Raw genomic sequence first — 24,595 nt, forward strand, 5'->3', positions numbered from 1 at the left:
GATGGAGTTTCCGGCGAACGCGTGGGTGCCGGGCCCGTTCGGCCTGGACGCCCTGAGAGGTTCGACGGTGCGGGCGGGGCGGACGGTCCTCGCCGTCGCGCACCATGTGACGGCGGCGACGCGGCTCGCCGACGTCATGCCGCTGCTGGAGACCGACCGGCGGGTCGCGGTCGCGTACACCGCCTCGCCCGCGTCGGCCTTCACCGGCGGGCTGGACGCGCATCTCCGCGACCTCGGCGGGCTCGTGGTGCCCTGGCAGCAGGCGGTCGCCACCCGGTGGGACCTCGTCGTGGCGGCGAGCCACGGGATGCTGGAGAAGCTGCACGGGCCGGTCATGACGGTCCTGCACGGCGCCGGCCCCGGCAAGCTGCTGCCCCGTCTCCGCGGTGCCGGGCCGCCCGCAGCGCGGCCGGTGAGCGGCCTGATCAGGGAGCGGCTCGTCGTCGCCGGGCGGGTCGTGCCGTCGTCGATCGTCCTCGCGCACGACCGGCACAGGGAGATGCTCGAACGCGAGTGCCCCGAGGCGGGCCCGGTGGCGTTCACCGCCGGCGACCCGTGCCTTGACCGGCTGCTGGCGAGCATGCCCTACCGGAGCGTGTACCGCCGGGCGCTCGGCGTGCGGCCGGGGCGGCGGCTCGTCTTCGTCAGCTCCACCTGGAACGGGGACTCACTGCTCGGCCGGCACCCCGATCTGCTGCTGCGCGTCGCGGCGGAGCTCCCGCGCGACAGGTACCAGATCGTCGCCGCCCTGCACCCGAACGTGTGGTCCTATCACAGCAAACGCCAGGTCCTCGCCTGGCACGCGGACTGCCTGCGGCTCGGTGTGCGGCTGTTCCCGCCCGAGGAGGGCTGGCGCGCGGGCCTGGTCGCCGCCGACGTCCTCATCGGCGATCACGGGTCGGTCACCTGCTACGGCGCCGCGATCGGGGTGCCGGTGCTGCTCGGCACCTTCCCCGAGGACGCCGTGGCGCCCGGAACGCATGTCGCCGGGCTCGGCGCGCTCGCGCCGCGCGTCGACTGGGACCGGCCGCTCGTCCCGCAACTGGAGGAGGCGGCGCACGCCTTCACCGGACGGGTCCACGCCGCGATCCGGAACGCCGTCAGCTCCCGGCCGGGCGAGGCGGCCGGCCTCATTCGCGGGGAGATGTACCGGCTGCTGCGGCTGCCCGACCGGGAGTGCCCGCCGGACGTCCAGCCGGTGCCGCTTCCGGTCGACGGCCTCCCTCGGGCGGCGTGATGCTCACCCCGGTACGAGTCTGGGACGACCCGACGGGCACGGACCGCGTGCTCATCGGCGGGCGGACGCTGACGCTGCGGCGTTCGCCCGCAGGTGCGCCCGAGTCCCCACCGTGCGACGAGCACCTCGTGGCCGGGCCGGAGGAGGTCTCGCGCGCCTGGCTGGCGTGCGCGGACGTGATCGTCGGCCAGGCCGCCGACCCTGACCGGCTCCGGGCGTCCTCGCCGGGCTGCCTCGTCGCGGTGGCCGTCAACCCTCGGGCCTGCCTGGTGTCGGCCGGGGATCTGGAGGCGCGGCTCGACCCGGTCCTCGGCGGGACGTGCCAGGCCGGTGACGCGGCCCTGTACGCGTCCGCCCTGCACGCCTGGCTCGTGACGGGCGGGGTGCCGGGCGCGCTCACCCGGCTCACCCTCGTCCGCGGCACCACGGTCACGATGGTCAGGATGCGGGATCGCCGGGTGGCGCGCCCGGCAGCTCGGCGAGCCGCCCTCTGACCGGCGCCTCCAGAGGCGAACCCAGCCGGATGTAGATGGCCAGCGCCTGTTCCAGAAGCAGGCGCTCGGCCGCCGGGTCGCCCTGGTGTTCCGCCACCCGGGCCAGCTCGCGCAGTGCCCCGGCCTCCACGTGCGGCGCGTCCATCTCCCGGCCGGCGTCCAGCGCCTCGCGGAGGACGGTGGCGGCGTCATGAGGGCGCCCGGCCCGGAGCCGGGCCTGGCCGAGGCAGGTGAGCGTCCGCGCGACGTGGTACGGCTCGTCGAGCCGCCTGAAGATCTCCAGGGCGCCGGTGAGCGTCTCGTCGGCCTCGGCGTGCCGGTCCACCGCGCTGAGCGCCTCGCCGATGTGCCGGTCCATCAGCGCGATCCCGCGCGGACGTCCCAGATCGACGTGCACGTCCCGAGCCTGGGCGAACAGCTCGGCCGCGCGGGACGGGGCGCCGGTGCCGAGCGCCGCGACGCCGAGGCCTTCGAGCGCCGAGGCCTCGCCGAGCCGGTGGCCGGCCTGCCGCTCCAGGGCGAGCGCGGCCTCGAACCGGCCGGCCGCCGCGCCGAAGTCCCGGAGGTTGTTGAAGGCGATCCCGAGGCCCTCCAGCATCCGTGCCTGGGCCCGCGGGTCGCCGCAGGCCTCGGCGGCGGCGAGTCCCAGCTCGTACGTCCGGATCCAGGACGGGTAGTGCTTGCGCTGCAGGAAGTGCGGCCACATCGCCTCGGCAAGCTGCCAGGTGACGGCGTGCAGCCCGGTGTCGTGCGCCTCCTGTGCGACCGCCGCCAGGTTCGGCCGCTCGCGTCCGAGCCACTCCAGCGCCGCCGCCCGGGACGCGAAGGTGCCCTCCGGCGGGTCGGCGTACCGGTCGCCGAGGTGCCATCGTCCCGGCATCACGGCGAGGTCGGCGGCGACGGCGGTCGTCAGGTACCAGCCGGCGAGCCGGGCGAACGCCGCCGCCCGCTCCGAGACCGGCCCGAGGGACGGGTCCCGCGCGTGCAGGCGGACCAGGTCATGGAAGCCGAACCGGTCGCCGGGTCCTTCGAGCAGCAGGTTGGCGTCGACGAGGCCGTGCAGCAGGTCGGCGGCGCCCTCCTCGCCCGTCCCGATGAGGGCCGCCGCGGCGGCGACGCCGAGGTCGGGCCCCGGATGGACGCCGAGCAGCCGGTAGGCCGCCGCGCGCTCCTCGTCGAGGGCCTGGTAGGACGTGTTGAAGACGGCGCTCACCGAGATGTCGCCCTCGCCGCTGCGCAGCGCGGCGAGCCGGCGCGCCTCGTCGCCGAGTTCGGCGACCGCGCGGGCGATCGGCCAGCGCCGCCGGGCGGCGAGGCGGGCGCCGGACGCGCAGAGCGCGAGCGGGAGCGTCCCGCATAGCGCGACCAGGGACCGGGCGTCCTCGCGCTCCGCCCGGATCCGGTCCTCCCCGATCAGGTGCTCCAGCAGCTCCAGCGCCCCCGGTTCGCCGAGCGGATCGACGTCCAGGAAGCGCGCGCCGTTCACCACGAGCCCGGTGAGGCGGTGCCGCGAGGTGACCACGACCAGGGACGCCCCGGCCCCGGGCAGCAGCGGCCGGACCTGCGCCGCCGAGACGGCGTTGTCCAGCATGACGACCAGCCGGCGACCGGTCGTCATGGACCGGAAGAGCGCGGACTGCTCGTCGGCGCCGGGCGGGATGCTCTCCGGGCCCGCGCCGAGGGCCCGCAGGAAGCGTTCCAGGGGCTCGTCGGGCGGGAGGGGCTCCGTCCCGGAGAAGCCGCGCAGGTCCACGAACAGCTGGCCCTCGTAGCCGTCCTTGATCCGGTGCAGCCAGTGCAGGGCGAGCGTGGTCTTCCCGACGCCGCCGGGCCCGGTGACGACCACGAGCCCCGGGCTCTCGGCCAGGGCCTCCAGTTCGTCCAGCTCGCTGAGCCGGTTGGCGAACAGCCCGGGCGGCGGCAGCTGCGCCGGAGCGGGAAGGGACGGTCCGCCGGGCGCGGTGATGTGCACGCCGCCGGCGATGGATCCGGCCTGGACACTGGACCCCGCGATCCTCCCCGTCAGTTCGTTGGTCCACCGGCCCCGGTCGTCGGGAGACTGCACGTGCTGTCCATCCATTGCTTCGGTGGCGCGTTGATCGCCCGCTTTACGGCTAAAGTACCTGGACGTCTGGCTCATTAATAATGCCAACAGTATTTGCAATTTTGGTCATGCCGAGAGAGAAGAACTGGTCAGAATGGCGATTGGCTTCCGCCGCCGGGCGTGATGAACTGGGACGGTGACAGATCCGATGACCGTCGCCATCGCCACCGCCATGGCGGGCAAGGCCGTGGAAGTCGCCGGGGAACCGGTCCGGGCCGCCGTCGCCGAGCTGTCCCGGCGGGTCCGCACGCGCCTGCGGGGCCGTCCGTCGGACGAGGAGGCCCTGGCGAGGGCCGCTGAGGATCCGGCGCCCGGGAGGATCACGACCCTCGCCTCCGCCATCGAGCACCTCATGGCCGAGGATCCCGAGTTCGGCGCCGAGGCGCGCACCCTCTGGAACCAGGCGCAGACCAACGCCGCCGCCACGAACGACGGCGTGGTCAACGTCCTCAACGGCCAGGCGGGGAGGGTCGTTCAGCTCCGGGACGTGCACGGCGACGTGAACATCGGATGACGCTCGCGCCCGGCGCGGGCGCCGGGCGGTGGTGGAGATGCCGGACGGCCACGTCGGCGTGGCCGCACCCGCGCATCAGCGGGAAGGTCATGCCCCGCATCCTGGCCGGAAAGCCCAGGTCCGCGCAGGGTTTCCGGTCGAGTCGGTGGTCCACTAGAACTGGTCTTGATGCGAATCGCGGCAAATATTCGTCCGCGGGCCGGTCACCCGTCCAGGGTGATGACGACCTTCACGTCGTCCGGGTGCGGGGTGAACGCGTCCTCGTAGCGCTCCAGCGGGACGCGGCGCGAGATCAGCCGGCCGAGCCAGTCCAGGTCCGCCTTCGCCAGGGCCCGCGCGGCGTCGGCGTAGTGCCCGAGGCCGGCGTTGACCGACCCGATGATCGCGTCGTTCCCCAGCACGATGTCGCGGTTGAGGCCGCCCGCGTCCACCCGCAGCGGGCGCCCGGACGGCGACACCCCGGTCAGGCACACGACCCCGAACGCCGCGTTGTGCGCCATCGCGCCGAAGACGAGCGAGGACACCCCCGTCGCCTCGATCACCACGTCGGGCTCCGCCCCGGCGACCGCCCGCTCGATGCCCTCGTGGTGGTAGGTCGCGCCGAGGCCGGCGACGAGGCGCGGCTTCGGCCCGTCCGCCACCCGGTCGAGGACGTGCACGTCCAGCCCCCGCTGGACGCCCAGCAGCGCGGCGAGCAGCCCGATCGGGCCCGCGCCCGTCACCAGGACCCGGCGCGGCTCGAACCAGGCCCGCCCGCCGACCTTCTCGATCTGGTCCCACGCCTTGGCGACGACCGTGGCCGGCTCCATCAGCACGCCGACCTCGGCCAGCCTCGGGTCCAGCGCGACGGCGTAGCCCGCCTCGACCCGCCAGACCCCGCTCGCGTACCCGTCGAGTTCCTTGATGCCGCGCTCGGTGTACCGGCCGTTCCGGCACATGTCGAACTCGCCGTGCGCGCACGCCCCGCACGGTTCCGGGTCGGGACGCCGCACCACGCCCACGACGAGGTCGCCGGGGGAGAAGCCGCTGCCGGACGGGGCGTGCCGCACCCGGCCGAGCGACTCGTGCCCGATGACCAGGCGGTCGCGGCCGGGCGGCGCCCACCCGTAGTCCCCGGCGGCGATCTCCCGGTCGGTGCCGCACACCCCCACGGCGAGCCCGTCGACCAGCAGGTCGCCCTCCCCGGGCTCCGGGTCGGGGACGTCGGTGACGGCCAGCGACCCGCGCTGTCCGGGCTGGACGGTCAAGGCGCGCATGACGCTCTCCTTTCTGCTTCAGGCCGGGTCTGCCTCAGCCGGGCGGTTCGCGGCGCGGGTGCCGCTCAGATGCCGGGCCGTGTTGACGAGCCCGACGTGCGAGTACGCCTGCGGCGTGTTCCCGATCTGCCGCCGCGTGGCGGTGTCGTACTCCTCGCTCAGCAGCCCGAGGTCGCTGCGCAGGCCGAGCAGCCGCTCGAACACCTCGGTGGCCTGCTTCGTCCGGCCGATGCCGTGCAGGGCGTCCGCCAGCCAGAACGTGCAGGCCAGGAACGAGCCCTCCTCGCCGGGGAGGCCGTCCACGCCGCCGTCGGCGCCCGTGTCGTAGCGCAGCATGAACCCGTCCCGGCACAGGTCCCGCTGCACCGCGTCCACGGTGCCGACCACGCGCGGGTCGTTCCACGGCAGGAACCCCACCTGCGGGATGAGCAGGAGCGCCGCGTCGAGCCCGCGGGAGCCGTAGAACTGGGTGAACGTGCCGCGTTCCGCGTCGTAACCGTTCTCGCACACGTCCGCGTGGATCCGCTCCCGCAGCGCCTTCCACCTGTCCGCGGGGCCCTCCAGACCGTGCTTCTCGACGCCTTGGACGGCGCGGTCCACGCCCGCCCACGCGAGCACCTTGGAGTGGACGAAGTGGCGCCGGTCCCCGCGCACCTCCCACAGGCTGTTGTCGGGGTCGCTCCAGTGGCCTTCGAGGAAGTCCATCAGGGCGAGTTGCATGTCCCAGGCGCTCTGCTCCGCCTCGATGCGGGCCTCGCGCGCCAGGTGCAGTCCGTCCAGGACCTCGCCCCACGTGTCCAGCTGGAACTGGTCGGACGCCGCGTTGCCGATCCGGACGGGGGACGAGCCCTCGTACCCGGCGAGCCAGTCGACGGTGAACTCGGTGAGCCGCCGGGTGCCGTCGATCCCGTACATGATCTGGAGGTCGGCGGGGTCCCCGGCGACGGCGCGCAGCAGCCACTCGCGCCACGCCCTGGCCTCCGTGGCGAACCCGGTGCCGAGCAGGGCCTGGAGGGTGAACGTCGCGTCCCGCAGCCAGCAGAACCGGTAGTCCCAGTTGCGCGGGCCGCCGAGCTGCTCCGGCAGGGACGTGGTCGCCGCGGCGACGATGCCGCCGGTCGGGGCGTACGTCAGCGCCTTCAGCGTGATCAGCGACCGGCGGACCGCGTCGTCCCACCGCCCGTCGTAGTCGTAGTGGCGCATCCAGTCCGACCAGAACGCCTCGGTGTCGGACAGCGCGCGCTCGGCCTCGACCGCCTTCGGGCGCGGCAGGTGCGACGGCTTGTACGTCAGGACGAACGGGACCCGGTCCCCGGCCGCGACGGTGAAGTCGGCGCACGTCGTCAGGTCGCGTCCCACGAGTTCGACGGGCGTCTTCAGCCACGTCGCGTCCGGTCCCGCGATCGCGTTGATCTCCCCCTCGCGGTGCCGCACCCAGGGCACGATCCGGCCGTAGTCGAACCGCAGCCGCAGCGCCATGTGCATCGGGACGCGGCCGCTGACGCCCTCCACGATCCGGACGACGTCGGCGGCCTCGCCGCGCGGGGGCATGAAGTCGATGAGCCGGACGGTCCCCTCCGGGGTGTCCCACTCGGTCTCCAGGATCAGCGTGTCGCCCCGGTAGCGGCGCCGCGTGCAGAGCCCGCCCGCCGCGGGCGCGACCCGCCAGAACCCGGCGTCCTCGTCGCCGAGCAGGGCGGCGAAGCAGGCCGGGGAGTCGAACCGGGGCAGGCACAGCCAGTCGACGGACCCGTCCCTGCCGACCAGCGCGGCGGTCTGTGTGTCACCGAGCAGCCCATAGTCCTCGATCCGCAGCGCCATGACGCGTACTCCCGCCCTCTGTTCGCCGGCTTCCTCCGAGCTACCCGTGATAGTGGATGTATTCCTCGACCGCCGCCGTTTCCGGAGAAGGGGTCCGGAAACGGCTCCGGCACGGCGGCATGGGAGCTGCCGCCGTGCCGGACATTCGGAGGTCAGGACGGTCTGCCGGGGTGCTTTCCTCTCAGGGCCGCGACGACCGCGCGGTAGGCGGGCTTCTTGGCGTAGTTCTCGTCGAAGAGGAGCGCGGCGCCCTCACCCGGGAACACGTCGGGGATCCAGGAGTACTTGTCGGTCACACCCCACACGGTGAGGACCTTGCAGCGCGGCACGGCCACGCACGCGGAGACGACCTTCCGGTAGTCGTCCGCCTGGGTGGCGAGCTTCGCGCTGTCGGGCGGCGTCTCCATGCGGATGTCCAGCTCGGTGACGTGCACGTCCACGCCGAGCTTCGCGAACCGCCGCATGTTCTCCCGGATGTCTGACGGGACGTTCCCGAGCGTCAGGTGCGCCTGGAGCCCGACGCAGTCGATCGGGACGCCGCGGCGCTTGAAGTCCCGGACCATCGCGTAGACGGCATCGCTCTTCGCGTTCCGCCCGTCGATGTTGTAGTCGTTGTAGCAGAGCTTGGCCTTGCGGTCGGCAGCGCGCGCGGCCCGGAACGCCTTCTCGATGTAGCCGTCGCCGATGACGCGCTGGAAGACCGTGTCGCGCCTCGCCCCGGTCCCGTCCTCGAACGCCTCGTTCACGACGTCCCAGTAGTGGAGCTTCCCGGAGTAGTGGCCGGCGACGTTCCAGATGTGGTTCCGCATGACGCCCAGCAGCTCGCGCCGCGAGGAGATGTCGCTCACCCAGGTCGGCAGCTGGCTGTGCCAGACGAGGGTGTGCCCGCGGATCTTCATGCCGCGCGACTGGGCATGCCTGACGAGCTGGTCGGCCGGGGCGTAGTTGAACGAGCCCCTGGTCGGCTCGGTCGTCTCCCACTTCATCTCGTTCTCGGGCGTGAGCTGATTGAACTCACGGTCGAGCGTGGAGACGTAGGCCCGCTCGTCCATATGGACCTGCGTAATGGCGGCGCCGAAGACCCGTCCGGTGGCCGCGGCGGCCTTGCCCAGCGTGCCGTGGGCGGCGGGCGCGGGGGACGCCACGGCCGCCTGCGGCGCGAGGAGCAGCGCACCCGCCCCGAGCATCGCGGTGAATGCCTTCCTCATGGTTTCGTTCCTCCTAGCAGGGTGGGGGTTGAGCGAAACCCGGCCCGCCGGCTTTCCGGGGGCCCGAGATAAGAAGCCCTGAGTCCTCCGGTGTCGACCACGATCTTCTGCAGGACGACGGTCGGGTCGACCATCCAGAACTTCAGGGTGTGCGTCCCCGATCCGGTGATGGTGTGGGTGGTGGCGGTGCGGTTCACGTTGTCGGACGTGTTCCGCTCCCACTGCTTGTTCATGGTGGTGTCGTTGGCGCCCGTCGCCGTGGTGGCATTCACGACCTGTGGCTGTTCGCCGTCGATCGAGACGGCGTATGTCAGCCCCTCGGTCGAAAGGACGCTGTTCCGCGGCGAGAGGTAGGCCCAGACCTTCACCGGGCCCGTGGTGGTCAGCGTCATGTCGTATTCGAGACGCGGCCCCTCACCGGGCTCCTGGATCGGCGCGGTGACCGGGGACGGCGCCATTCCCGCGTCGGTGCGCCCGATTCCCGGAAGGCGGTTCCAGCGCGCTTGGGCGGTGCCGGTCGCGCGGCTGTAATGGCCGGCGTCCATGGAGACATAGCCGCCGGCCTCAACGAAACCGCGTGCCTTGAACGACGCCGGCTTCTTCACGACGGCCTGCACGGTGACCGTGCGGCCGTTCGGCCCGGAAATCTCGATGGGAACGCGGCTGGTGCCCTTCGGGGCGCGGGACCAGTCGACGCGCACGGTCGCCCGGATCTGCTTGCCGACGCGGCCATGGGCGCGGTCGACCTTCACCCACGGTTCGGCCGGGGTGATCCGGTAGGCGAAGGGGTCGGAACCGCGGTTGAAGACCTCGATGTACTGTGCGGGCGCGCTCTGGTAAGGGCTGAATTCCGGGAGGACGGCCTCGGACTTCGACGCCGGCCACCATTCGTCGGAGCCGTCGATCGCCACGCCCATGTCGGCGCCGTCCGGGACGGTGATGCGCTTGAGCTTGGGGAAGATCTCGTCCGGCAGGGCCTCGTTGTTCAGCTCCGGTTGCTGCCAGGGTGCGTTGGGGCCGTACCGTTCGACGTCGCCGTAGCCGATGTGCGGCTGGGTCTGGAAACCGTCCCATTTCCCGCCGGCGAGCCGGGTGTTGTAGTAGGTCGACATGGCCTGGTCGTCGGCGAACCGCGCCTCGGCGAGATCGGCGTAGTCGTTGGTCGCCGCGCGTCCCTGCTCGGCGTAGAGGATGTTGGTGAATTCGGCGTCACGCAGCTCGTACAGGTTCGCCGTCGCCTTCACCTGGTAGTAGACGAGCTGGTAGAAGGCGTCCTGGTACGCCTTCGGCAGCCGCTTGCGGACCCGCTCGGCTCTGGCGGCCAGCTCCCGCCACCGCGCGGTCACGCCGTCCATCTCCCGGTACTGGTTCAAGTAGAAGGGCGTCTGCTGGTCGTCGTAGACGACCGCGCTGGAATCGGTGGGCAGGTCCTTTTCGGGGTCGACGGTGATGCGGCGGTTGAGTAGTTCCGGCTTGCGGAGGGCCTGGAGGTTCCCGTAACCGTCGAGGATCTCGGCGATCTCAGCCGCGTGTTCCGGGCCGAAGTTCTGAGCCGCGTACCGTTCCTGCCATTCCTGGAGCCTGTGCAGCGGCCAGCGGCCGGGATCCCACGCGTAGTCGAGGAAGAACTGGAGCGGCAGCTCGTTGTTCTTCATGTCGCCGACGTTCGCCACCCACAGGTTGCGGATGCCGTACTGGTAGGACTGGTTCAGCTGCTCCCACGTGTTGCCGAGCTGCGCCGTGTCGACCCACTTGTAATTGCGGCCGCCGCCCACGTAGTCGAAGTGGTAGTAGAGCCCGTATCCGCCGGCCCGGTCCGGCAGGCTCCGGTCGGGCATCTTGCGCATGTTCCCCCAGTTGTCGTCGGTGAAGACGACCGTCACGTCGTCGGGAACGCGCAGGCCCCGGTCCCAGTACCGCTGCACCTCCTTGTAGAGCGTCCATACCTGCGGGGTGGCGGACGGGTCCTTCCCGGTGACGTTCTGGAGAATGCTCCGTTCGCTGGAGATGATGTCCTGCATCAGTTCGATGCCGTCGCCGTCCGGCAGGCTGGTGTCGCCGTTGCCGCGCATGCCGAGCGTGACGACGCCTTCGAAGTCCTCGTCGACCATCCGCTCGATGCCGTCCGTCCAGTACTTCTTGATGGCGTCCGAGTTCCGGCGGAAACTCCATTCGCCCGTCCCGCCGTAAGGGTCGTGGCCGGGCTTGGTGATGTTTCCGTCCTCGTCGCGCTCCGCGGGAACGGCGTGCCGGTTCCATTCCTCGATGCCTCGCATCATCGGCGCCTCGTGGGACGTCCCCATGACGACGCCGTACTTCTTCGCGGTGGCGTGGTTCAGCGGGTCGTCCTCGGCGAACGCGCGCCCCCACACCGCCGGCCACAGGTAGTTGGCCTTCAGCCGCAGCATCGTCTCGAAGACCTTGGCGTAGAACGCGCTGTTGAATCCGCCGGGATGCCCGGGGGCCTTTCCAGGGCCGAACTGCTTCGGCGCCCACCGGCCGAGCGCCGGGTTCTCGTCGTTGATGAAGAAGCCCCGGTACTTCACCGCGGGAGTGCCCTGCGTGTGCCGGCCCGGCTTCACGTAGAGCGCGCTCCGGTGCCTGGAGGGGACGTCGTCCCACCAGTACCAGGGGGAGACCCCGATGTTCTTCGAGACGTCGTAGGCGCCGTAGATCGTGCCGCGCTGGTCGCTCCCGGCGATCACGAATGCGCGGCGGACGCCCGGCAGCGGCTTGTCCACGACCTGTTCGAGGGTCGTCTCCCACTTCCCGGCGATGCCCCGCACGTCCAGCTTCCCGGACGCGACGAGTGCGTCGACGAGAGGGCTCTTGCCGATCGTGCCGATGATGACGACGTCCCGCCCGGACGGCGCGGTGTCCCGCGCGACCGCCGGTTCCACGCCGGTCACGCGCTCGATGTCGGCCTGGAGGTCCCCGGCGACGCGGACGACGCCGGGGTGGTCGGACCCGCTGACCATGAGCGGGGCGGCCCTCCCGTCCTCGACGAGCGGGAAGTGCCCGCGCCCGTCCCGGAACGAGATGTAGGAGTCGGGGCCGGGCCTCCCAGGGGCGCCATGGCCTTCGGGGGCCGCGGCGGCGGGCGTCGCCGTGAACGCGACGGCGACGGGGACCAGGGCCAGGAGAACCTTCCACGTCCGCGGGGATCTGCCCATCGGCTGTCTCCTCAGTGGGGGAGCGGGCTTCGAAATGTTTCGCTAGCTTTTCGATGGCCGACAGGAAAATATCCCCGGAGGTCCCTTTCGTCAACCACTTGCGTGAGCTTTCGAAGGCCAGGCCGCCGGACGTGGCCACAGCCGCCCTGCTCAGCTTCCGAAATGTTTCGAACCCCGGGACGGCGCCCTCGGCCCCCGCATCCGAGGGGCGTCCCGGGGGACCGGAACATGACTTTCGGTCTCTCCGGGCCATTCCGCCCCCGGCCCCGGGGGCGCCTAAATAAGATCTTTCCAGCGGCCGCAGGACCGTCGCGGTGATGGTCTGCGCGCCCGAAAAAGAGAGGCCCGACAGGTGACGGACGAGGAAAATCCCCCCGCCGACCTCAACGTGCAGGTGGCGCATCCCGCCCGGATGTACGACTACTACCTGGGCGGGAAGGACAATTACGAGGCCGACCGGAAGGCCGCCGAGGCGTCCCTCGAGGCCGCGCCCGAGCTGCGCGCCATCGCCCGGGAGAACCGCGCGTTCCTGCGCCGCGCCGTCCGCCATCTGGTGGAGTCCGGCGTCCGGCAGTTCCTGGACATCGGCGCCGGGCTGCCCACCCAGCGCAACGTGCACGAGGTCGCCCAGGAGATCGCCCCAGAGACCCGCGTCGTCTACGTCGACAACGACCCGATCGTCCTGGTGCACGCGCGGGCGCTGCTCTCGACGCACCCGCTGGGCAGGACGGCGGTCGTCCAGGCCGACGTCCGCGAGCCCGAGCGCATCCTCGCCGACGACCGGGTCCGCGCGCTGATCGACTTCGAGCAGCCGCTGGCGGTGATGCTGGTGTCGGTGCTCCAGTTCGTCCCCGAGAAGGAGCCGCAGGACCTCGTCGCCCCGCTGCGCGACGCGATGCCGCGCGGCGGGTACCTCGCGGTGTCCCACCCCACCCAGGACTTCCGCGCCAGCCAGGTCGACCAGGTCGCCAGCACCTACACCCGCGCCAAGGCCCCCGCCGTGGCGCGCCGCAAGGCCGAGATCGAGCGCGTCTTCGACGGCTTCGAGCTGCTGGAGCCCGGCATCGTCCAGACCCCGCTGTGGCGGCCGGACGGCCCGGTCACCCCCGACCTCGACCTGATCTGGATGTACGGGGCCGTCGGCCGGAAACTCTGACCCTCCTCCCTCCCTGGAAGGTGACATGGACGTCATCGAGGCCATGAAGACCACGGGCACCTGCCGCCACTTCCGCGCCGACCCGGTGCCGGACGAGGTGCTGATGCAGGCCTTCGAGGCCGCCAGGTTCGCCCCGCAGGGCGGCAACCGGCAGCCCGTCCGCTGGGTCGTCGTGCGCGACAAGGACCGCAAGCGGCGGCTCGCCGAGTGGTACCTGACGCCGTGGAAGGCGTACCTGGCCGGCATCGGGGCCGGGGAGGTCAGCGTCGGCGCGCTGCCGAAGGCCGTCACCGCCGCCGACCACTTCGCCGAGCACCTGGACGAGGTGCCGGCCATCGTCGTGCTGTGCGCCGAGCTGGACGGGCTGCACCCCACCGACACCGAGCTCGGCCGCCTCAGCGTGGTCGGCGGCGGCTCCATCTACCCCACCGCCCAGAACTTCTGCCTCGCGCTGCGCGCCCAGGGTGTCGCCAGCGCCCTGACCACCCTGCTCGTCCACTACGAGCCGCAGGTCAAGGAACTGCTCGGCATCCCGGACGGCGTGATCACCGCTGCGCACATCGCGGTCGGCTATCCCGACCGCGGATTCCCGACCCGGCTCACCCGCACCCCCGTCGAGGAGATCGTCTTCGACGAGACGTACGGCACCCCGCTCGCCACCGGCTGACCGTCACGCGGTCAGTTCGCCAGCGCGCCGAGGACGGTGTGCACCGCGGAGGCCACCCCGAGGACCGCGGCGGCGAGGAGGAATACGGTGACCATGAGGAGAAGCTTCGCCAGCAGTTTCACGACGGCTCGGAGAAGGTAGGCGGCCACGGCGAAGAATGCCAGGAGCTGGATCGCTGTTTCAGGCCATGACATCGGGCCCACCCCCCTTGCAAGGCCGCTTCCGTCCGGCTTGAAGGTAACCGGGGAATTCGCCGGGATCTGCGTCCCATGCCGCAGGTGACGTGGGGATTCCCGGCCGGGTGTTGACAGGATCGCGGGGGCGATCATCGTGGAGGCGTGAAGCGCTTTCTGGTGATCGGTGCGCTGGCGGCGGCCGGGCTCGCCGTTCCGGCGACGGCGGGGCAGGCCGACGTGCGGCGCGCGCCCGAGGTGAACCTGGCCCTGGCGGGATCGGCCGCGGCCGCCGGTGGGGGAGACGCCGGGGCCGCGGTGGACGGGAACGCGGCGACGTCCTGGTGCCCCGCCGGGCCGTCCGGGACGGTCACCGTCGACCTGGTCAGGTCCCGCCGGTTGAGCGGGTTCGGTGTCACGCTGCTCGGCTCCGTCCGGGCGGACGTGGCGATCGCGACCGCGACGGCTCCCGGGCGCTTCCACACGGTGCGGCGCGCGTCCGTCGCGGCCGGATCGCCGGTCTGGTTCGCCGCGCGCACCCGTGCCAGGTGGGTGCGGCTGTCGCTCGCCGGAAAGGGCGGCGGGACGCCCTGCCTGGGCGAGCTGCGGGCCATGGGCCGCGGCCCGTCCATGATCATCGGGCACGACCTCTCGTTCGCCGTCCAGGAGAAGGCGGCCGGCGCCCGCTACACCGACCGCGGCCGGACGGCCCCGCCGGAGAGGATCCTCGCCTCCCATGGGGCGAACTACGTGCGGCTCCGCCTGTGGGTGAACCCGCCGGCGGGTTACAGCGACCTGGAGTCCGTCCTCACCATGGCGCGCCGCGCCAAGGCCGCCGGCATGAAGCTGCTGCTCGACCCCCACTACAGCGACTTCTGGGCGGACCCGCAGAAGCAACCCATCCCGGAGGTGTGGGCCGGGCAGGACCTCCCGGCCCTGGCCGCGACCGTGCGCGCCTACACCCGTGACGTGCTGGACCGGCTCCGGGCCCAGGGCACGCCGGCGGACATGCTGCAACTCGGCAACGAGATCCGCAACGGGATGCTCTGGCCGGCCGGGCAGATCGACTGGTCCGCGGGCACCGGCTGGGACGGCCTCGGAACCCTCCTGCGCGCGGCGGCCGCCGGAGCGCGCGACGCCGCCGGCCCGACGCCGACGCTCGTCGTCCATTTCGACCAGGGCGGCGACAACGCCTGGAGCAGGTCGTTCTTCGACCACATCGTCGCGCAGCGCGTGCCGTTCGACGTCATCGGGCTCTCGTACTACCCGTTCTGGCACGGCACCCTGTCCGACCTGCGCGCGAACCTCGACGATCTCGCGAGCCGCTACCGCCGGGACGTCGCGGTCGTCGAGACCCAGTACGGCTGGACGCTCGCCAACGGCGACGACCTCGGCAACTTCCTCTGGCAGGAGTCGCAGCTCGTCCCCGGATACCCGGCCAGCCCGGACGGTCAGCGGGCCTTCCTGTCCGATCTGCTGTCCGCCGTCGCGGCCGTCCCGGGCGGACGCGGCGCGGGCGTCTTCTACTGGCAGCCGGAGTGGATCCCCGGTGTCGGCTGGGCGCCCGGCGAAGGCACCCCCAACGACAACCTGACCCTCTTCGACTTCCAGGGCCGCGCCCTCCCGTCCCAGAACTTCGCCGACCCGGCCTCGTTTTGAAAGAACTACGTAGTTACGTAATATTGGGGTCGTGAGTGAGGAGAAGCTTGCGGACAGGGTCGCGCGGCTGGAGGAGCGCGTGGCCGCACTGGACCGTGCACGTCCCGCGGCCGAGCCTCGGGACGGCGACGACACGTTCTGGGCCCTCGACGCCCTGAAGGACCGCGCCGCCGACCCCGGTGCCGTCCTGTTCACCGGATCGGTGACGCTTCCTGGAGGCGAGCATTACGAGTGGCAGCAGGGCCACCCGGTGGACGACCTGCTGTCGGACGACTGGTCCCAGACCGCGGACACGCTGTCGGCGCTCGCGCATCCCGTCCGGCTGCTCCTGCTGCGCGAGATCCTGCACGGCGCCCGCACCACCGCCGAGCTGGCCGCCCACGAGCGCCTCGGCACCACCGGCCAGCTCTACCACCACCTGCGCCAGCTGGTCGCGGCCGGCTGGCTGCGGACCACGGCGCGCGGGCGCTACAGCGTCCCGGGCGAGCGGGTGGTGCCGCTACTCACGGTCCTCGCGGCCGCGCGCCGCTGACCCGACCCGCCGGGAGGAAAGAGATGTACCGGACGATCGCCCGCTTCAGGATGCTGTTCATCCTGCTCGGACTGGCCCTGTGCCTGACGACGCCCCTGCACGGCCTCGGCGCCCTCTCGGTGGCCGGGCTCGTGCTCATCGTGGGCGGTATCGCCCTGGCCTTCGTGCCGGGCGGCGCCCCCGACCGGGAGCCGGTGGTGCTGCAGAGCCCCGTCCGGGGCCGCTGGATCCCGGTCAACAGCCCCGCCGACAAGGTCCCCAGCCACGGGACGCACGAGCTCGGCCAGACCTACGCGATCGACCTCGTCCACGTGCCGAGCGGTGACTGGCGCCCCATCGGCCGGTGGCCGCTCGCCGCGCCCCCGCACACGTTCCCGGCCTTCGGCCAGGACGTCCTCGCCCCCGCCGACGGCGTCGTCGTCCAGGCGGGCGGCCGGCAGCGCGACCACTGGAGCCGCAACTCCTGGCCCGGCGTCCTCTACCTGCTGCTGGAGGGCATGGTGTTCCGCCAGTTGCTGTCCCTGCTGACCTTCTCGGCGGGCCGCTTCATCGTCGGCAACTCCGTGGTCCTCGACCTCGGCGACGGCGTCTACGCGGTCTTCGCGCACCTGCGCCGCGGCTCCATCCGCGTCAGGAAGGGCGACCGCGTGCGCGCCGGCGACGTGCTCGGCGAGGTCGGCAACTCCGGCAACTCCTCCGAGCCCCACCTGCACTTCCACCTGATGGACCGCCCCCGCCCCCTGACCGCGGCGGGCATCCCCTTCGCCTTCCCCTACGACAGCGACGGCAGCACACGCACCGGCGCCCCTGGCGCTCGCCGTCCTTTCACCGCGTCCACCCAGCCCGTCCACTGACCCTGGCGAAGGCGCTCAGTTGCGGACGGCCAGGGCGCCGTAGGCGGAGACCTCGGCGGGAGTGGGGGCGGGCGGCTCGTCGGCGCCGCGCCGCCATCGCGACACCAGGACCACGCCGGGCGAGACGAGGTCGAGCCCCTGATCGGTGAAGACGAGCCGCTCGAACTCGGCCGCCGTCCGGGCCTGGGTGCGCACGCCGTCATCGCGATATCCGGCGGATGCGGGCCGCAGCCGCGGGTCGTGCTCGGGCGTCACATGGGTGGCGAGAACGTAGCTGCCCGGGGGCAGGGCCGCCACGAAGGCCCGCACGATGCCGCCGGGGTCCTGCTCGTCCGGAATGAAATGCAGAATGGCGCTCAGGACGAGTGCGATCGGCTCGTCGAAATCCAGGATGTCGCGCACGAGCCGGCTGCCGATGATGGACCCGGGGTCGCGGAGGTCGGCGTCCAGATACCCCACTCTGCCCCGGGGGTCGGAGACCATCAGCGCGCGGGCGTGCACCAGCACGATCGGGTCGTTGTCGACGTAGGCGATCCGCGCCTCGGGCGTGATCGCCTGGACGACCTCGTGCACGTTCGGCGAGGTCGGGATGCCGGTGCCGACGTCCAGGAACTGGCGGATCCCGGCCTCGGCCGCGAGATACCGGACGCCGCGGAGCAGGAAACGGCGGTTCTCCTGCGCGCCGACGCGAATGGCGGGAAAGGACTCCGCGATCCGGTCCGCCGCGACGCGGTCGGCGGCGAAGTTGTCCTTGCCGCCGAGCAGATAGTCGTACACCCGCGCGGACGAGGGATGGGCGGCGTCGACGAGCGGGCTCAACGGTTCCGGGTCCACCGGGCGTTCCGAGTCCGGCGTTCCCTCTTCTCGTGGGGACGGCACCTTTGGGCCTCCACGCTGCTGGCGGTGAAAGAGGCCGGTAGTTTAACGTGACGCTCGCCGGCCCGGCGATGCCAACGACCGATCGAGGAACGCCAATGAGGATCGTCATCGCGAGCGCGTCCGGGCAGCTCGCCCGCGCCACCACGAAATACGTGCTGGAAAAGGCGTCACCCGACGACGTCATCCTGGTCAGCAGGAATGTGGACGCGCTCGCGGATTTAGCCCGGCGGGGGGTGACCGTCCGGTACGGCGACTACGACCGGCCGGAGTCGCTGCCCGCGGCGTTCGAGGGGGCCGACCGGCTCTACCTGATCAGCCTGCACGAGCTCGGCCACCGCGTGACCCAGCACCGCAACGCCGTCGACGCGGCCGTCGCGGCGGGGGTGCGGCACATCGTCTACACGTCCTACATCATGGTCGACCCCGCCTGCCCGTCCACGGTCGTGCCCGACCACCTGCGCACCCACGAGCTGCTGGACGCCTCCGGGCTGGACATCACCTACCTGCGCAACGGCCTGTACGCCGAGACCCCGGTCACGCAGATCCTCCCGCCCGCGGTCGCCCGCGGCGTGCTGGTCGACAACACCGCCCACGCCCGGGGCGCGTTCGTCCACCGCGACGACTGCGCCGCCGTCGCGGCCGAGGTCCTGACCTCTTCCGGCCATGAGGGGCGCACCTACGACGTCACCGGTCCGGAAGCGCTCGGTTTCGCCGACCTCACCGCGCTCGCCGCCAAGGTCACCGGCCGCCCCGTCGCCTACCAGAGCGTGGACGACGAGACCTTCGACGCCCAGCTGCGCGCCGCCGGCGTCCCCGACGACGTCCGCGGCATGATCGTCTCGTTCGGGACGTCCCTGCGCGCCGGCTTCGGCGAACCCGTGACCGACACGGTCCGGCGCCTCACCGGCCGTCCCGCCCGCCCGATCGTCGACCTGATGGAGCGGCACCGCGCCCTCCTCGCCGGCGCCTCCGTCTGAGCACGAGCGCACTTCGCCTGAGCAAGCGCACGAAGACCGGTGGGCGCCTACTGGGCGTGCCCACCGGTCCCTGACAGATGCTGAGGGTGTAGCGAGACCTTTGTTCGTTCGGCCTGCTGTGCGCTCTCCCTTCCTGTCGGTACGCGTCTTGACCTTCGCCGAGTGGCTACAGGGCCGGAGGGGAGCGCTGGCGCCGCAGGATGCCGCGCCGCCTCCCGGGACTGGACGGCGGCGCCGTCCGTAGGCCGCGAGTGCCGGAGAGATATCTCGACGGTCGTCCGGCCGGTGGCGTCCGGGGAGGAGCGGGCGGCCCAGGCCGCGCGGGCGGTGCGCCATAACTCGCCGCGATCAGCGCGTCGAACTCCCGACGCAGCCACTGGTCGTCGTTGCAGATCAGGTCTGCGAACCCCGCGCCCGGCCGCGTCGTGCCCAGGCCGTCCATGTCGATCACCCCCCGGAAACCTCTGCCAGCGCCACCAGGTCATCGACCGCAATAGTCTTTCTATATCCACTACTACAGGTTTCTGTCAACCGGGGGGCGAGTAAATCTCTGCGCCGCAGATGACTTGACATCCGGCTAGAAGTTACCTACAACTGTGATTGAAGGTTTCCTCTTGTACGAGGAACAGGGACCTGGCGTCCGGTGGGGGACGCCGGGAAGGGTCTTCGGAGGTGAAGCACGATGCTGCTGACGTCGATCGATCCGTTCGTGCAGGAGTTCGAGCGCCAGTTCGACCGGGCGGTCCGCCAGGCCGGCCTGGGCAGCGGAGCGGGGATGCCGATGGACGGGATCCGCCGCGCCGACGACGTCGTCCTGCGGTTCGACCTCCCCGGGGTGGACCCCGGCTCCGTCGAGGTCACGGTCGATCGCGGCGTCCTGTCGGTGACCGCGCGCCGCGAGGAGGAGTTCGGCGAGGACGAGCGGGTCTTCGTCCGCGAGCGTCCGATGGGCTCCTTCACCCGCAGGGTGTACCTGTCGGAGCACCTGGACGCCGAGGCGGTCGAGGCCGCGTACAACAACGGCGTCCTGGCCGTCCGGATCCCGGTGCTGGAGCGGGCCAGGCCCCGCAAGGTCGCCGTCCAGCAGTCCGGCGACGGGCCGCAGGCGATCAAGAGCTGACCGGCGGCGCGGCAGATGGATCAGTGCCTCGGGCCGGCGGGCCGCCACGGCGCCCGCCGCCCCGAGGCCGCTCTGTGCGGAAGGACGGCATGGGAAAGGAGCGGCGATGAGACTTCCGGCCGATGACGAGCACGCGGCGCTGTTCACCGTCGGGCAGGTCGCGGACATGCTGCACGTGCGGCAGGCGTTCCTGCGCCGCATCGACGAGCACCAGGTCGTCTCGCCGCAGCGCTCGGCCGGCGGGCAGCGCCGCTACAGCCGCCACGAGATCGGCCGCGTCCAGGAGGTCGCGGCGATGATGGACGAGGGCATGACGCTCCCGGCCATCCGCCGCATCATCGAGCTGCGGGCCGCGCTGGCGGAGATCACCGCCGAGCGCGACGAGCTGGCCGCGCGGCTGGCCGCCCTCGGCGAGCGGCGCGGCGACCGGGCGCCCGGCGGCGATCCGGGCGCCGCCTGATGTGACGGGGCGGTGACGTGGGATCGTCGGCGCGGCACCCGCTGGGCATCACCACCAGCCGGCGGGGCGACACGACCGTGATGATGCTGGCGGGCGAGCTGGACATGGCCGGCGATGCCCGGCTCCGCGCCCGCGTCGCCGCGGCGCTGGCCGACCGTCCCCGGACCCTGGTGCTGGAGCTGTCCGGGCTGGAGTTCATCGACTGCACCGGCCTGTCGATCATGATCTGGGCCCGGAACCGGCTGGACCGCGACGGCGCGACCCTGCGGATCCGCAACGCGCGGCCGATGGTCGCGCGGGTCCTCGATTTCGGTGGCCTGACCCGCAATATGGCCGGGCCGCCCGCCGCGGGCGGCTGAGACCGCGCGGCCCGCTAGGAGGACCCGGGCGGACGCTCCTCGCGAAGCCGCGCGTTGATGCGCTGGGCCTCGGCGAGCTGGTCCTCCAGGATGATGATGCGGCAGGCCGCCTCAAGGGCGGTGCCCTCGTCGACCAGGTCCCGGGCGCGCTGGGCCAGCCGGAGCTGGTACCGCGAGTAGCGCCGGTGCCCGCCGGACGAGCGCTGCGGGACGATCAGCCTGGCGGCGTCCAGGCTGCGGAGGAACGCCGGGGTCACGCCCAGCATCTCCGCGGCACGCCCCATGCTGTAGGCGGGGTAGTCCTCGTCGTCGAACTTGTCGTCGAGCCGGTCGCCGGAGTCGTCCTGCGCGGTGATCCGGTCGCCGTTCTGGGCTGATGAGTCGCCGGCCCGAGCCGACTGGGGTGCTTTCACGAAACCTTCCGTACTGCCGTTCGGTAGTGCCGCCTCCGGCCCGCCGGAGCCTCCGGCCGGAAAGCACAACAGGGGCCCCGGCGCCAACCGCGGCGCCGGGGCCCAGAGGTGCAACACCACCTAACCGGCCCTCCGGCCGGTGTTCCGTGCCGTCCGCCCGGAAAGGCGGAGGCGCGGGGATCGCGGATGCGTGACCGCCGCCCGCCGTTCGATCGTCGGGGCCGCGGTACCCGCACGGCGTGACTGGAGCCGTTGACGGGCGATCCTGATGGCGCCGGTGCCTCCCTTCCTCATCACTACCTGTACTGCGTGTTCCTTGCGTTCCTGCACTTCCGGCGGTCCGTTGACCGCCGAACCGCGGACCGGCTGCCGGAACCCCTTCCGTTGCGTTGGCCCCGGCACGCCCGGCCCGCGTCATCCATCTGCTCGGGCGGCTCGTCCGCCGCCCCATCTCGTGGACTCTTCTCGCTTCGATGCAAGGAACGCTACCCGACTCCGCCGCGAATATCTACCTCACTCACTACAGAGTTTCGTAGATCACAGGTTTTCGTTATCTCCGCCGAGGGAGCGGGCGATCCGCGCCAGCACGCCGGCGACCAGGTCGGGGCGGCTCCATTGCGGGCAGTGGCCGGTCGGCAGGGTGACGACCTCGTGCGGGCGCCCGGCCGCGGCGTCGCAGAGCAGCTCCGGCAGCCGGTCGTCCGCCACCCGGACCCGGGTGAACGGCAGGCTCCGCCACGCCGCGCCCCGCACCGGCTGCGTGTTCACCAGCGGGTTCTCCGGACGCAGCAGCGCGACCGCCTCCGCCGCCCGCTCGGCGGGGCAGTCGTGGAAGAGCGCCTCCAGCGCGCTCTCCCGCGTGAGGACGACGCGGCCGTCCGCGAGCGCCTCGGCCTCCTCGCCGCCCGGACCGCCGTCGCCGTGCCGCTTGGCCAGCCCGGCGAGGCTGTCACCGCCGTCGGGGATCGCGGCGGCCAGATAGACCAGGTGCCGGACGGCGCGGTGCGGACCGGCGGCGGCCTCGCTGATCACCATTCCCGCGTACGAATGGCCGCACAGCACGACCTCGTCCAGACCGTCCAGGAAGTCCCGGACGGCGCGGGCGTCGTCGCGCAGGTCGGCGTCCGGGCCGCGCATGCTCGGCAGGTCGACCGACAGCGCCCGCACGCCCTGCTTCTCCAACTCCCCGATGGTCTCCGTCCAGATCCACGGGCCGAGGAAGCCGCCGTGGACCAGCACCACGATGGGCGCGGAACGGGGGAGGGGCTCGGTGCCCCGCTCCCGGCGTCGCGGGCGTTTCCTGGTCTGGCCGAGGTCGACCGGCTCCTCTCGCCCGCCGCCGTGCGGCCTGCGCGCCGCGCCTCCGACCTGGCCACCGCGTTCGGACATCGCCATCACCTCGGTCCGCCGGACGCCGCCGAAGCAGGACATACCCGGCCAACCGCCCCGCCACCCGCGGCACCGGCACGCCGATCCGGGTGACCACGCCGCCACGCCGGTGCAACGCCGACCCGCGGCGCCTCTACGCCTCGGCCATGAGCAACGGCGGCTTCTTTACCAGCAAGATTGCCCGCGGGAACAGACGGTTCGCGGCGTTCGCTCCGGTCGCCGGGCAACCGGGCGACCAGGTCGCGGCCAGCACCGTTATCTGGGCATTCGTCTCCCGGTTCCGGCTGGTCGAGCGCGCGTGGACACGCCCTTCGCCATCACCGGCCCTGAGCAGCCGATGATCTAGCCTGACCTGGGAAGACGGGGACGGCTGCCGGGGGGGCACATGTCGGCCAGGGGCGCGCTCGCCTGCGTCGCGCTGGGGTACGCGGTGCTCCAGGCGGCGACGGGCGGGCTGCGGGTTCCGCTGGATCTGGACGAGGCCGTGTACGCGAGCCAGTTCTCCGGGGACACCCCGCGGATCCCGTTCGCGGCGCACCGGTCGCTCGGCGAAGGGCTGCTCGCCGCACCGGTCACCCCCTGGACCTCGGACCCGGCGCTGATCCGCGTGTACTTCGTCGTGCTCTCGGCCGTCCTGCTCTACCTCGCCTTCCGGCCCTGGCTGCGGGTCCTGGACGGGGCGGCCGTCCCCGTCGCGGCGGCCCTGTTCGCCGTGCCGTGGGTGTCCCTGCGGTTCGGCGCCACCGTCCTGCCGAACATGCCGGTCGCGCTGGGGGCGGTCGCCGCGGCGGGCGCCCTCACCGCGGGAAGCCGCCGCGCCTGGGCGGCGCTGCTGCTGATCGTCACCGGGATCGGGCTCCTGCGCCCGACGGACGCCGTGTGGATCGCGGCGCCCCTGCTCGCGGCGGCGCTCGTGGTGCCCGGATGGCGGTGGCGGGCGGCGGGCATCGCGGGCGGGCTGGCCGGGGGATGGGGCGCCTGGCTGGTGGAGTCGTTCGTCCGGTTCGACGGCCCGGCCGCGCGGCTGCGGGCGATCCAGTGGGTGAGCGGCGAGGGCGGGCTGCACTTCGTCCTGCCGCGCTACCTGGCGACCTTGGACGGACGGGAGTCATGCCCTCCCGCCACGGTGGACTGCGGCCCGATCGGCGTCGCCACCGCCCTCTGGTGCGCCGGAGGCCTGGCCCTGGCCGTCGCCGGGCTGTGGACGGCCCGCGGAGCGGCCCGCCGCGCCCTCCTCGTCGCCACCGCGACCGCCACCGCCGTCGGAGGCGCCTACCTGGTGCTGTCGGAACTCGCCGTCCCCCGCTACCTGCTCCCGGCGCTCGCCCTGCTGTCCCTGCCGGCCGGCGCGGGCCTCACCGCGATCGTGCGCGCCGCGCGACGGCACGGCGCGAACCTGGTCCTCGCCGGCGCCGTCATCGCGGCGGCGCTCGTCCACGCCGGCCTGCAGATCGCGGAGGCGAGCCGCGTCTCACGCCGGGCCGACGTGGCCCTGTCCTGGCCCGTGGAGGCCTCCGGCGCCCTGGCCGCCCGCGGCGTGGACGGTCACTGCGCCGTCCTCGGACGGTTCGCGCCCCAGATCGCCTACCTGCGCCGATGCCGGGCGGCGGACATGCGGGACGGCCTGGGCGCCCGCGACGCGTCCGCGCGACTCACCCCCGCGAACATCGAGAGGCTGCGAACCCGGGGACTCCGAATAGCCCTGGTCACCACAAGCCGCCCCACCGTCCCCGGCCCATGGCACGCCGTCCCCGTCCCCGGCACGGGACCCCGCCTTTACCTCTCAGGACCACCCGCGCGCCCGACCCCGACCCACCCCCGTGCCCGCCCGTAACGCGGTGGCCATCGCGGTCACGGGAGTGGCTACGATCAAGGGCCACGATCGCTCAGGGGAAGGGAATCATGTCCGATCAGTACGAGGCGGTGTTCGCCCGGTACGACACCGACGGGGATGGGCAGCTCACCGAGGACGAGGTCACCGCGGCGATCGCCAGCCTGTTCCCGGCGGCCGAGGTGGACGACCTGTCGGGGATCGTCGGGGCTCTGTTCGCCGAGTACGACACCGATGACGACGGCAAGCTGTCGGTGACCGAGTTCGTGCCCCTGGCCGAAAACCTTCCAGAACTGGGCTCCCAGCCCTAACGCCGGGG

General features: G+C 72.4%; 24 protein-coding genes. 15 read left to right on the forward strand and 9 right to left on the reverse strand.

Features of this window, described 5'->3' with window-relative positions:
* Nucleotide 1: 1 nt before the first annotated feature.
* Together BM339_RS29990 and BM339_RS29995 are read left to right on the forward strand one after the other, a co-directional pair.
* Complete coding sequence (locus BM339_RS29990; protein ID WP_021591844.1) at nucleotides 2-1,237, forward strand: hypothetical protein; 1,236 nt, start codon at nucleotides 2-4, stop codon at nucleotides 1,235-1,237.
* Nucleotides 1,237-1,731 (forward strand): hypothetical protein, encoded by a 495-nt coding sequence (locus tag BM339_RS29995; protein ID WP_075023028.1) that lies wholly within the window; start codon nucleotides 1,237-1,239, stop codon nucleotides 1,729-1,731. Before BM339_RS29990 ends, BM339_RS29995 begins: the two co-directional genes overlap by 1 nt.
* Here the strand turns inward: BM339_RS29995 and BM339_RS30000 are convergent.
* Nucleotides 1,676-3,796 carry a tetratricopeptide repeat protein gene (locus BM339_RS30000; RefSeq protein WP_177287812.1) on the reverse strand — a complete coding sequence of 707 codons (2,121 nt, stop codon included), beginning with the start codon at nucleotides 3,794-3,796 and terminating at the stop codon, nucleotides 1,676-1,678. The two genes, BM339_RS29995 and BM339_RS30000, sit on opposite strands and share 56 nt — an antisense overlap.
* A gap of 175 nt (nucleotides 3,797-3,971) precedes the next feature.
* Here BM339_RS30000 and BM339_RS30005 point away from each other — a divergent pair, with 175 nt between their 5' ends.
* Nucleotides 3,972-4,349: a hypothetical protein gene (locus tag BM339_RS30005; RefSeq protein WP_024934079.1), complete on the forward strand. Its 378-nt coding sequence runs from the start codon at nucleotides 3,972-3,974 to the stop codon at nucleotides 4,347-4,349.
* Nucleotides 4,350-4,552: 203 nt separating this feature from the next.
* Here BM339_RS30005 and BM339_RS30010 read toward each other — a convergent pair whose 3' ends face one another.
* The 4 genes from BM339_RS30010 to BM339_RS30025 all read right to left on the reverse strand — a co-directional run bounded on the left by BM339_RS30010 (nucleotide 4,553) and on the right by BM339_RS30025 (nucleotide 11,807).
* Nucleotides 4,553-5,605, reverse strand: a complete 1,053-nt coding sequence (locus BM339_RS30010; protein WP_075023029.1) for a glucose 1-dehydrogenase — start codon at nucleotides 5,603-5,605, stop codon at nucleotides 4,553-4,555.
* 18 nt (nucleotides 5,606-5,623) lie between these two features.
* A complete protein-coding gene (locus BM339_RS30015; RefSeq protein ID WP_075023030.1) occupies nucleotides 5,624-7,426 on the reverse strand; it encodes a glycoside hydrolase family 15 protein in 1,803 nt (600 codons plus the stop codon).
* Between the two features lie 152 nt (nucleotides 7,427-7,578).
* Nucleotides 7,579-8,634, reverse strand: coding sequence for a glycoside hydrolase family 10 protein (locus tag BM339_RS30020; protein WP_075023031.1), 1,056 nt, complete (start codon nucleotides 8,632-8,634; stop codon nucleotides 7,579-7,581).
* Entirely contained in the window at nucleotides 8,631-11,807 is a 3,177-nt protein-coding gene (locus tag BM339_RS30025; RefSeq protein ID WP_083598108.1) for a glycosyl hydrolase 115 family protein, read from the reverse strand. The genes BM339_RS30020 and BM339_RS30025 overlap by 4 nt, the downstream gene beginning before the upstream one ends.
* Nucleotides 11,808-12,159: 352 nt before the next feature.
* On the opposite strand from BM339_RS30025, the gene BM339_RS30030 reads away from it, so the two are divergent.
* Entirely contained in the window at nucleotides 12,160-12,963 is an 804-nt protein-coding gene (locus tag BM339_RS30030) for an SAM-dependent methyltransferase (protein ID WP_021591852.1), read from the forward strand.
* 25 nt (nucleotides 12,964-12,988) lie between these two features.
* Complete coding sequence (locus BM339_RS30035) at nucleotides 12,989-13,630, forward strand: nitroreductase family protein (protein WP_075023033.1); 642 nt, start codon at nucleotides 12,989-12,991, stop codon at nucleotides 13,628-13,630.
* Nucleotides 13,631-13,641: 11 nt separating this feature from the next.
* Here BM339_RS30035 and BM339_RS30040 read toward each other — a convergent pair whose 3' ends face one another.
* A complete protein-coding gene (locus BM339_RS30040; protein ID WP_075023034.1) occupies nucleotides 13,642-13,824 on the reverse strand; it encodes a hypothetical protein in 183 nt (60 codons plus the stop codon).
* 144 nt (nucleotides 13,825-13,968) lie between these two features.
* Here BM339_RS30040 and BM339_RS30045 point away from each other — a divergent pair, with 144 nt between their 5' ends.
* From BM339_RS30045 to BM339_RS30055, 3 genes are read left to right on the forward strand one after another with little or no spacing between them, the layout of a single operon-like run.
* A complete protein-coding gene (locus BM339_RS30045) occupies nucleotides 13,969-15,462 on the forward strand; it encodes a glycoside hydrolase family 53 protein (RefSeq protein ID WP_083598110.1) in 1,494 nt (497 codons plus the stop codon).
* Between the two features lie 31 nt (nucleotides 15,463-15,493).
* A complete protein-coding gene (locus BM339_RS30050) occupies nucleotides 15,494-15,994 on the forward strand; it encodes an ArsR/SmtB family transcription factor (RefSeq protein WP_075023035.1) in 501 nt (166 codons plus the stop codon).
* Between the two features lie 23 nt (nucleotides 15,995-16,017).
* On the forward strand, nucleotides 16,018-16,848 hold the full coding sequence (locus BM339_RS30055) for a M23 family metallopeptidase (RefSeq protein WP_075023036.1): 831 nt from the start codon (nucleotides 16,018-16,020) through the stop codon (nucleotides 16,846-16,848).
* Nucleotides 16,849-16,863: 15 nt separating this feature from the next.
* On the opposite strand, the gene BM339_RS30060 is transcribed toward BM339_RS30055, so the two are convergent.
* Nucleotides 16,864-17,682 (reverse strand): SAM-dependent methyltransferase, encoded by an 819-nt coding sequence (locus tag BM339_RS30060; RefSeq protein WP_021591858.1) that lies wholly within the window; start codon nucleotides 17,680-17,682, stop codon nucleotides 16,864-16,866.
* A gap of 140 nt (nucleotides 17,683-17,822) precedes the next feature.
* Here BM339_RS30060 and BM339_RS30065 point away from each other — a divergent pair, with 140 nt between their 5' ends.
* From BM339_RS30065 to BM339_RS30080, 4 genes are all read left to right on the forward strand, one after another.
* Nucleotides 17,823-18,704, forward strand: coding sequence for an NAD(P)H-binding protein (locus tag BM339_RS30065; RefSeq protein WP_075023037.1), 882 nt, complete (start codon nucleotides 17,823-17,825; stop codon nucleotides 18,702-18,704).
* Nucleotides 18,705-19,386: 682 nt separating this feature from the next.
* Entirely contained in the window at nucleotides 19,387-19,824 is a 438-nt protein-coding gene (locus BM339_RS30070) for an Hsp20/alpha crystallin family protein (RefSeq protein ID WP_021591860.1), read from the forward strand.
* Between the two features lie 106 nt (nucleotides 19,825-19,930).
* Nucleotides 19,931-20,284 carry a MerR family transcriptional regulator gene (locus BM339_RS30075; protein ID WP_021591861.1) on the forward strand — a complete coding sequence of 118 codons (354 nt, stop codon included), beginning with the start codon at nucleotides 19,931-19,933 and terminating at the stop codon, nucleotides 20,282-20,284.
* A gap of 17 nt (nucleotides 20,285-20,301) precedes the next feature.
* On the forward strand, nucleotides 20,302-20,643 hold the full coding sequence (locus tag BM339_RS30080) for an STAS domain-containing protein (RefSeq protein ID WP_083598116.1): 342 nt from the start codon (nucleotides 20,302-20,304) through the stop codon (nucleotides 20,641-20,643).
* A gap of 14 nt (nucleotides 20,644-20,657) precedes the next feature.
* Here BM339_RS30080 and BM339_RS30085 read toward each other — a convergent pair whose 3' ends face one another.
* On the reverse strand, nucleotides 20,658-20,927 hold the full coding sequence (locus BM339_RS30085) for a MerR family transcriptional regulator (protein WP_081842208.1): 270 nt from the start codon (nucleotides 20,925-20,927) through the stop codon (nucleotides 20,658-20,660).
* A gap of 666 nt (nucleotides 20,928-21,593) precedes the next feature.
* Nucleotides 21,594-22,445, reverse strand: coding sequence for an alpha/beta fold hydrolase (locus BM339_RS30090; RefSeq protein WP_177287813.1), 852 nt, complete (start codon nucleotides 22,443-22,445; stop codon nucleotides 21,594-21,596).
* A gap of 146 nt (nucleotides 22,446-22,591) precedes the next feature.
* Between BM339_RS30090 and BM339_RS50165 the strand changes: the two genes are divergently transcribed.
* The 3 genes from BM339_RS50165 (at nucleotide 22,592) to BM339_RS50175 (ending at nucleotide 24,587) form a co-directional block, all read left to right on the forward strand.
* Complete coding sequence (locus tag BM339_RS50165) at nucleotides 22,592-22,786, forward strand: hypothetical protein (protein WP_177287814.1); 195 nt, start codon at nucleotides 22,592-22,594, stop codon at nucleotides 22,784-22,786.
* A gap of 44 nt (nucleotides 22,787-22,830) precedes the next feature.
* Nucleotides 22,831-24,279: a hypothetical protein gene (locus tag BM339_RS50170; protein WP_075023038.1), complete on the forward strand. Its 1,449-nt coding sequence runs from the start codon at nucleotides 22,831-22,833 to the stop codon at nucleotides 24,277-24,279.
* Between the two features lie 68 nt (nucleotides 24,280-24,347).
* Complete coding sequence (locus BM339_RS50175) at nucleotides 24,348-24,587, forward strand: EF-hand domain-containing protein (protein ID WP_021591866.1); 240 nt, start codon at nucleotides 24,348-24,350, stop codon at nucleotides 24,585-24,587.
* The last annotated feature ends 8 nt before the right edge of the window (nucleotides 24,588-24,595 follow it).

Origin of the sequence: Actinomadura madurae, from assembly GCF_900115095.1 — a bacterium.
In the GTDB taxonomy this organism is placed as follows: domain Bacteria; phylum Actinomycetota; class Actinomycetes; order Streptosporangiales; family Streptosporangiaceae; genus Spirillospora; species Spirillospora madurae.

Coding starts and splice junctions, on each gene's coding strand:
- BM339_RS29990 (WP_021591844.1), top strand. CDS start 2: ATGGAGTTTCCGGCGAACGCGTGGGTGCCGGGCCCGTTCGGCCTGGAC.
- BM339_RS29995 (WP_075023028.1), top strand. CDS start 1,237: ATGCTCACCCCGGTACGAGTCTGGGACGACCCGACGGGCACGGACCGC.
- BM339_RS30010 (WP_075023029.1), bottom strand. CDS start 5,605: ATGCGCGCCTTGACCGTCCAGCCCGGACAGCGCGGGTCGCTGGCCGTC.
- BM339_RS30015 (WP_075023030.1), bottom strand. CDS start 7,426: ATGGCGCTGCGGATCGAGGACTATGGGCTGCTCGGTGACACACAGACC.
- BM339_RS30020 (WP_075023031.1), bottom strand. CDS start 8,634: ATGAGGAAGGCATTCACCGCGATGCTCGGGGCGGGTGCGCTGCTCCTC.
- BM339_RS30025 (WP_083598108.1), bottom strand. CDS start 11,807: ATGGGCAGATCCCCGCGGACGTGGAAGGTTCTCCTGGCCCTGGTCCCC.
- BM339_RS30035 (WP_075023033.1), top strand. CDS start 12,989: ATGGACGTCATCGAGGCCATGAAGACCACGGGCACCTGCCGCCACTTC.
- BM339_RS30040 (WP_075023034.1), bottom strand. CDS start 13,824: ATGTCATGGCCTGAAACAGCGATCCAGCTCCTGGCATTCTTCGCCGTG.
- BM339_RS30055 (WP_075023036.1), top strand. CDS start 16,018: ATGTACCGGACGATCGCCCGCTTCAGGATGCTGTTCATCCTGCTCGGA.
- BM339_RS30065 (WP_075023037.1), top strand. CDS start 17,823: ATGAGGATCGTCATCGCGAGCGCGTCCGGGCAGCTCGCCCGCGCCACC.
- BM339_RS30070 (WP_021591860.1), top strand. CDS start 19,387: ATGCTGCTGACGTCGATCGATCCGTTCGTGCAGGAGTTCGAGCGCCAG.
- BM339_RS30075 (WP_021591861.1), top strand. CDS start 19,931: ATGAGACTTCCGGCCGATGACGAGCACGCGGCGCTGTTCACCGTCGGG.
- BM339_RS30085 (WP_081842208.1), bottom strand. CDS start 20,927: ATGGGGCGTGCCGCGGAGATGCTGGGCGTGACCCCGGCGTTCCTCCGC.
- BM339_RS30090 (WP_177287813.1), bottom strand. CDS start 22,445: ATGTCCGAACGCGGTGGCCAGGTCGGAGGCGCGGCGCGCAGGCCGCAC.
- BM339_RS50165 (WP_177287814.1), top strand. CDS start 22,592: ATGAGCAACGGCGGCTTCTTTACCAGCAAGATTGCCCGCGGGAACAGA.
- BM339_RS50170 (WP_075023038.1), top strand. CDS start 22,831: ATGTCGGCCAGGGGCGCGCTCGCCTGCGTCGCGCTGGGGTACGCGGTG.
- BM339_RS50175 (WP_021591866.1), top strand. CDS start 24,348: ATGTCCGATCAGTACGAGGCGGTGTTCGCCCGGTACGACACCGACGGG.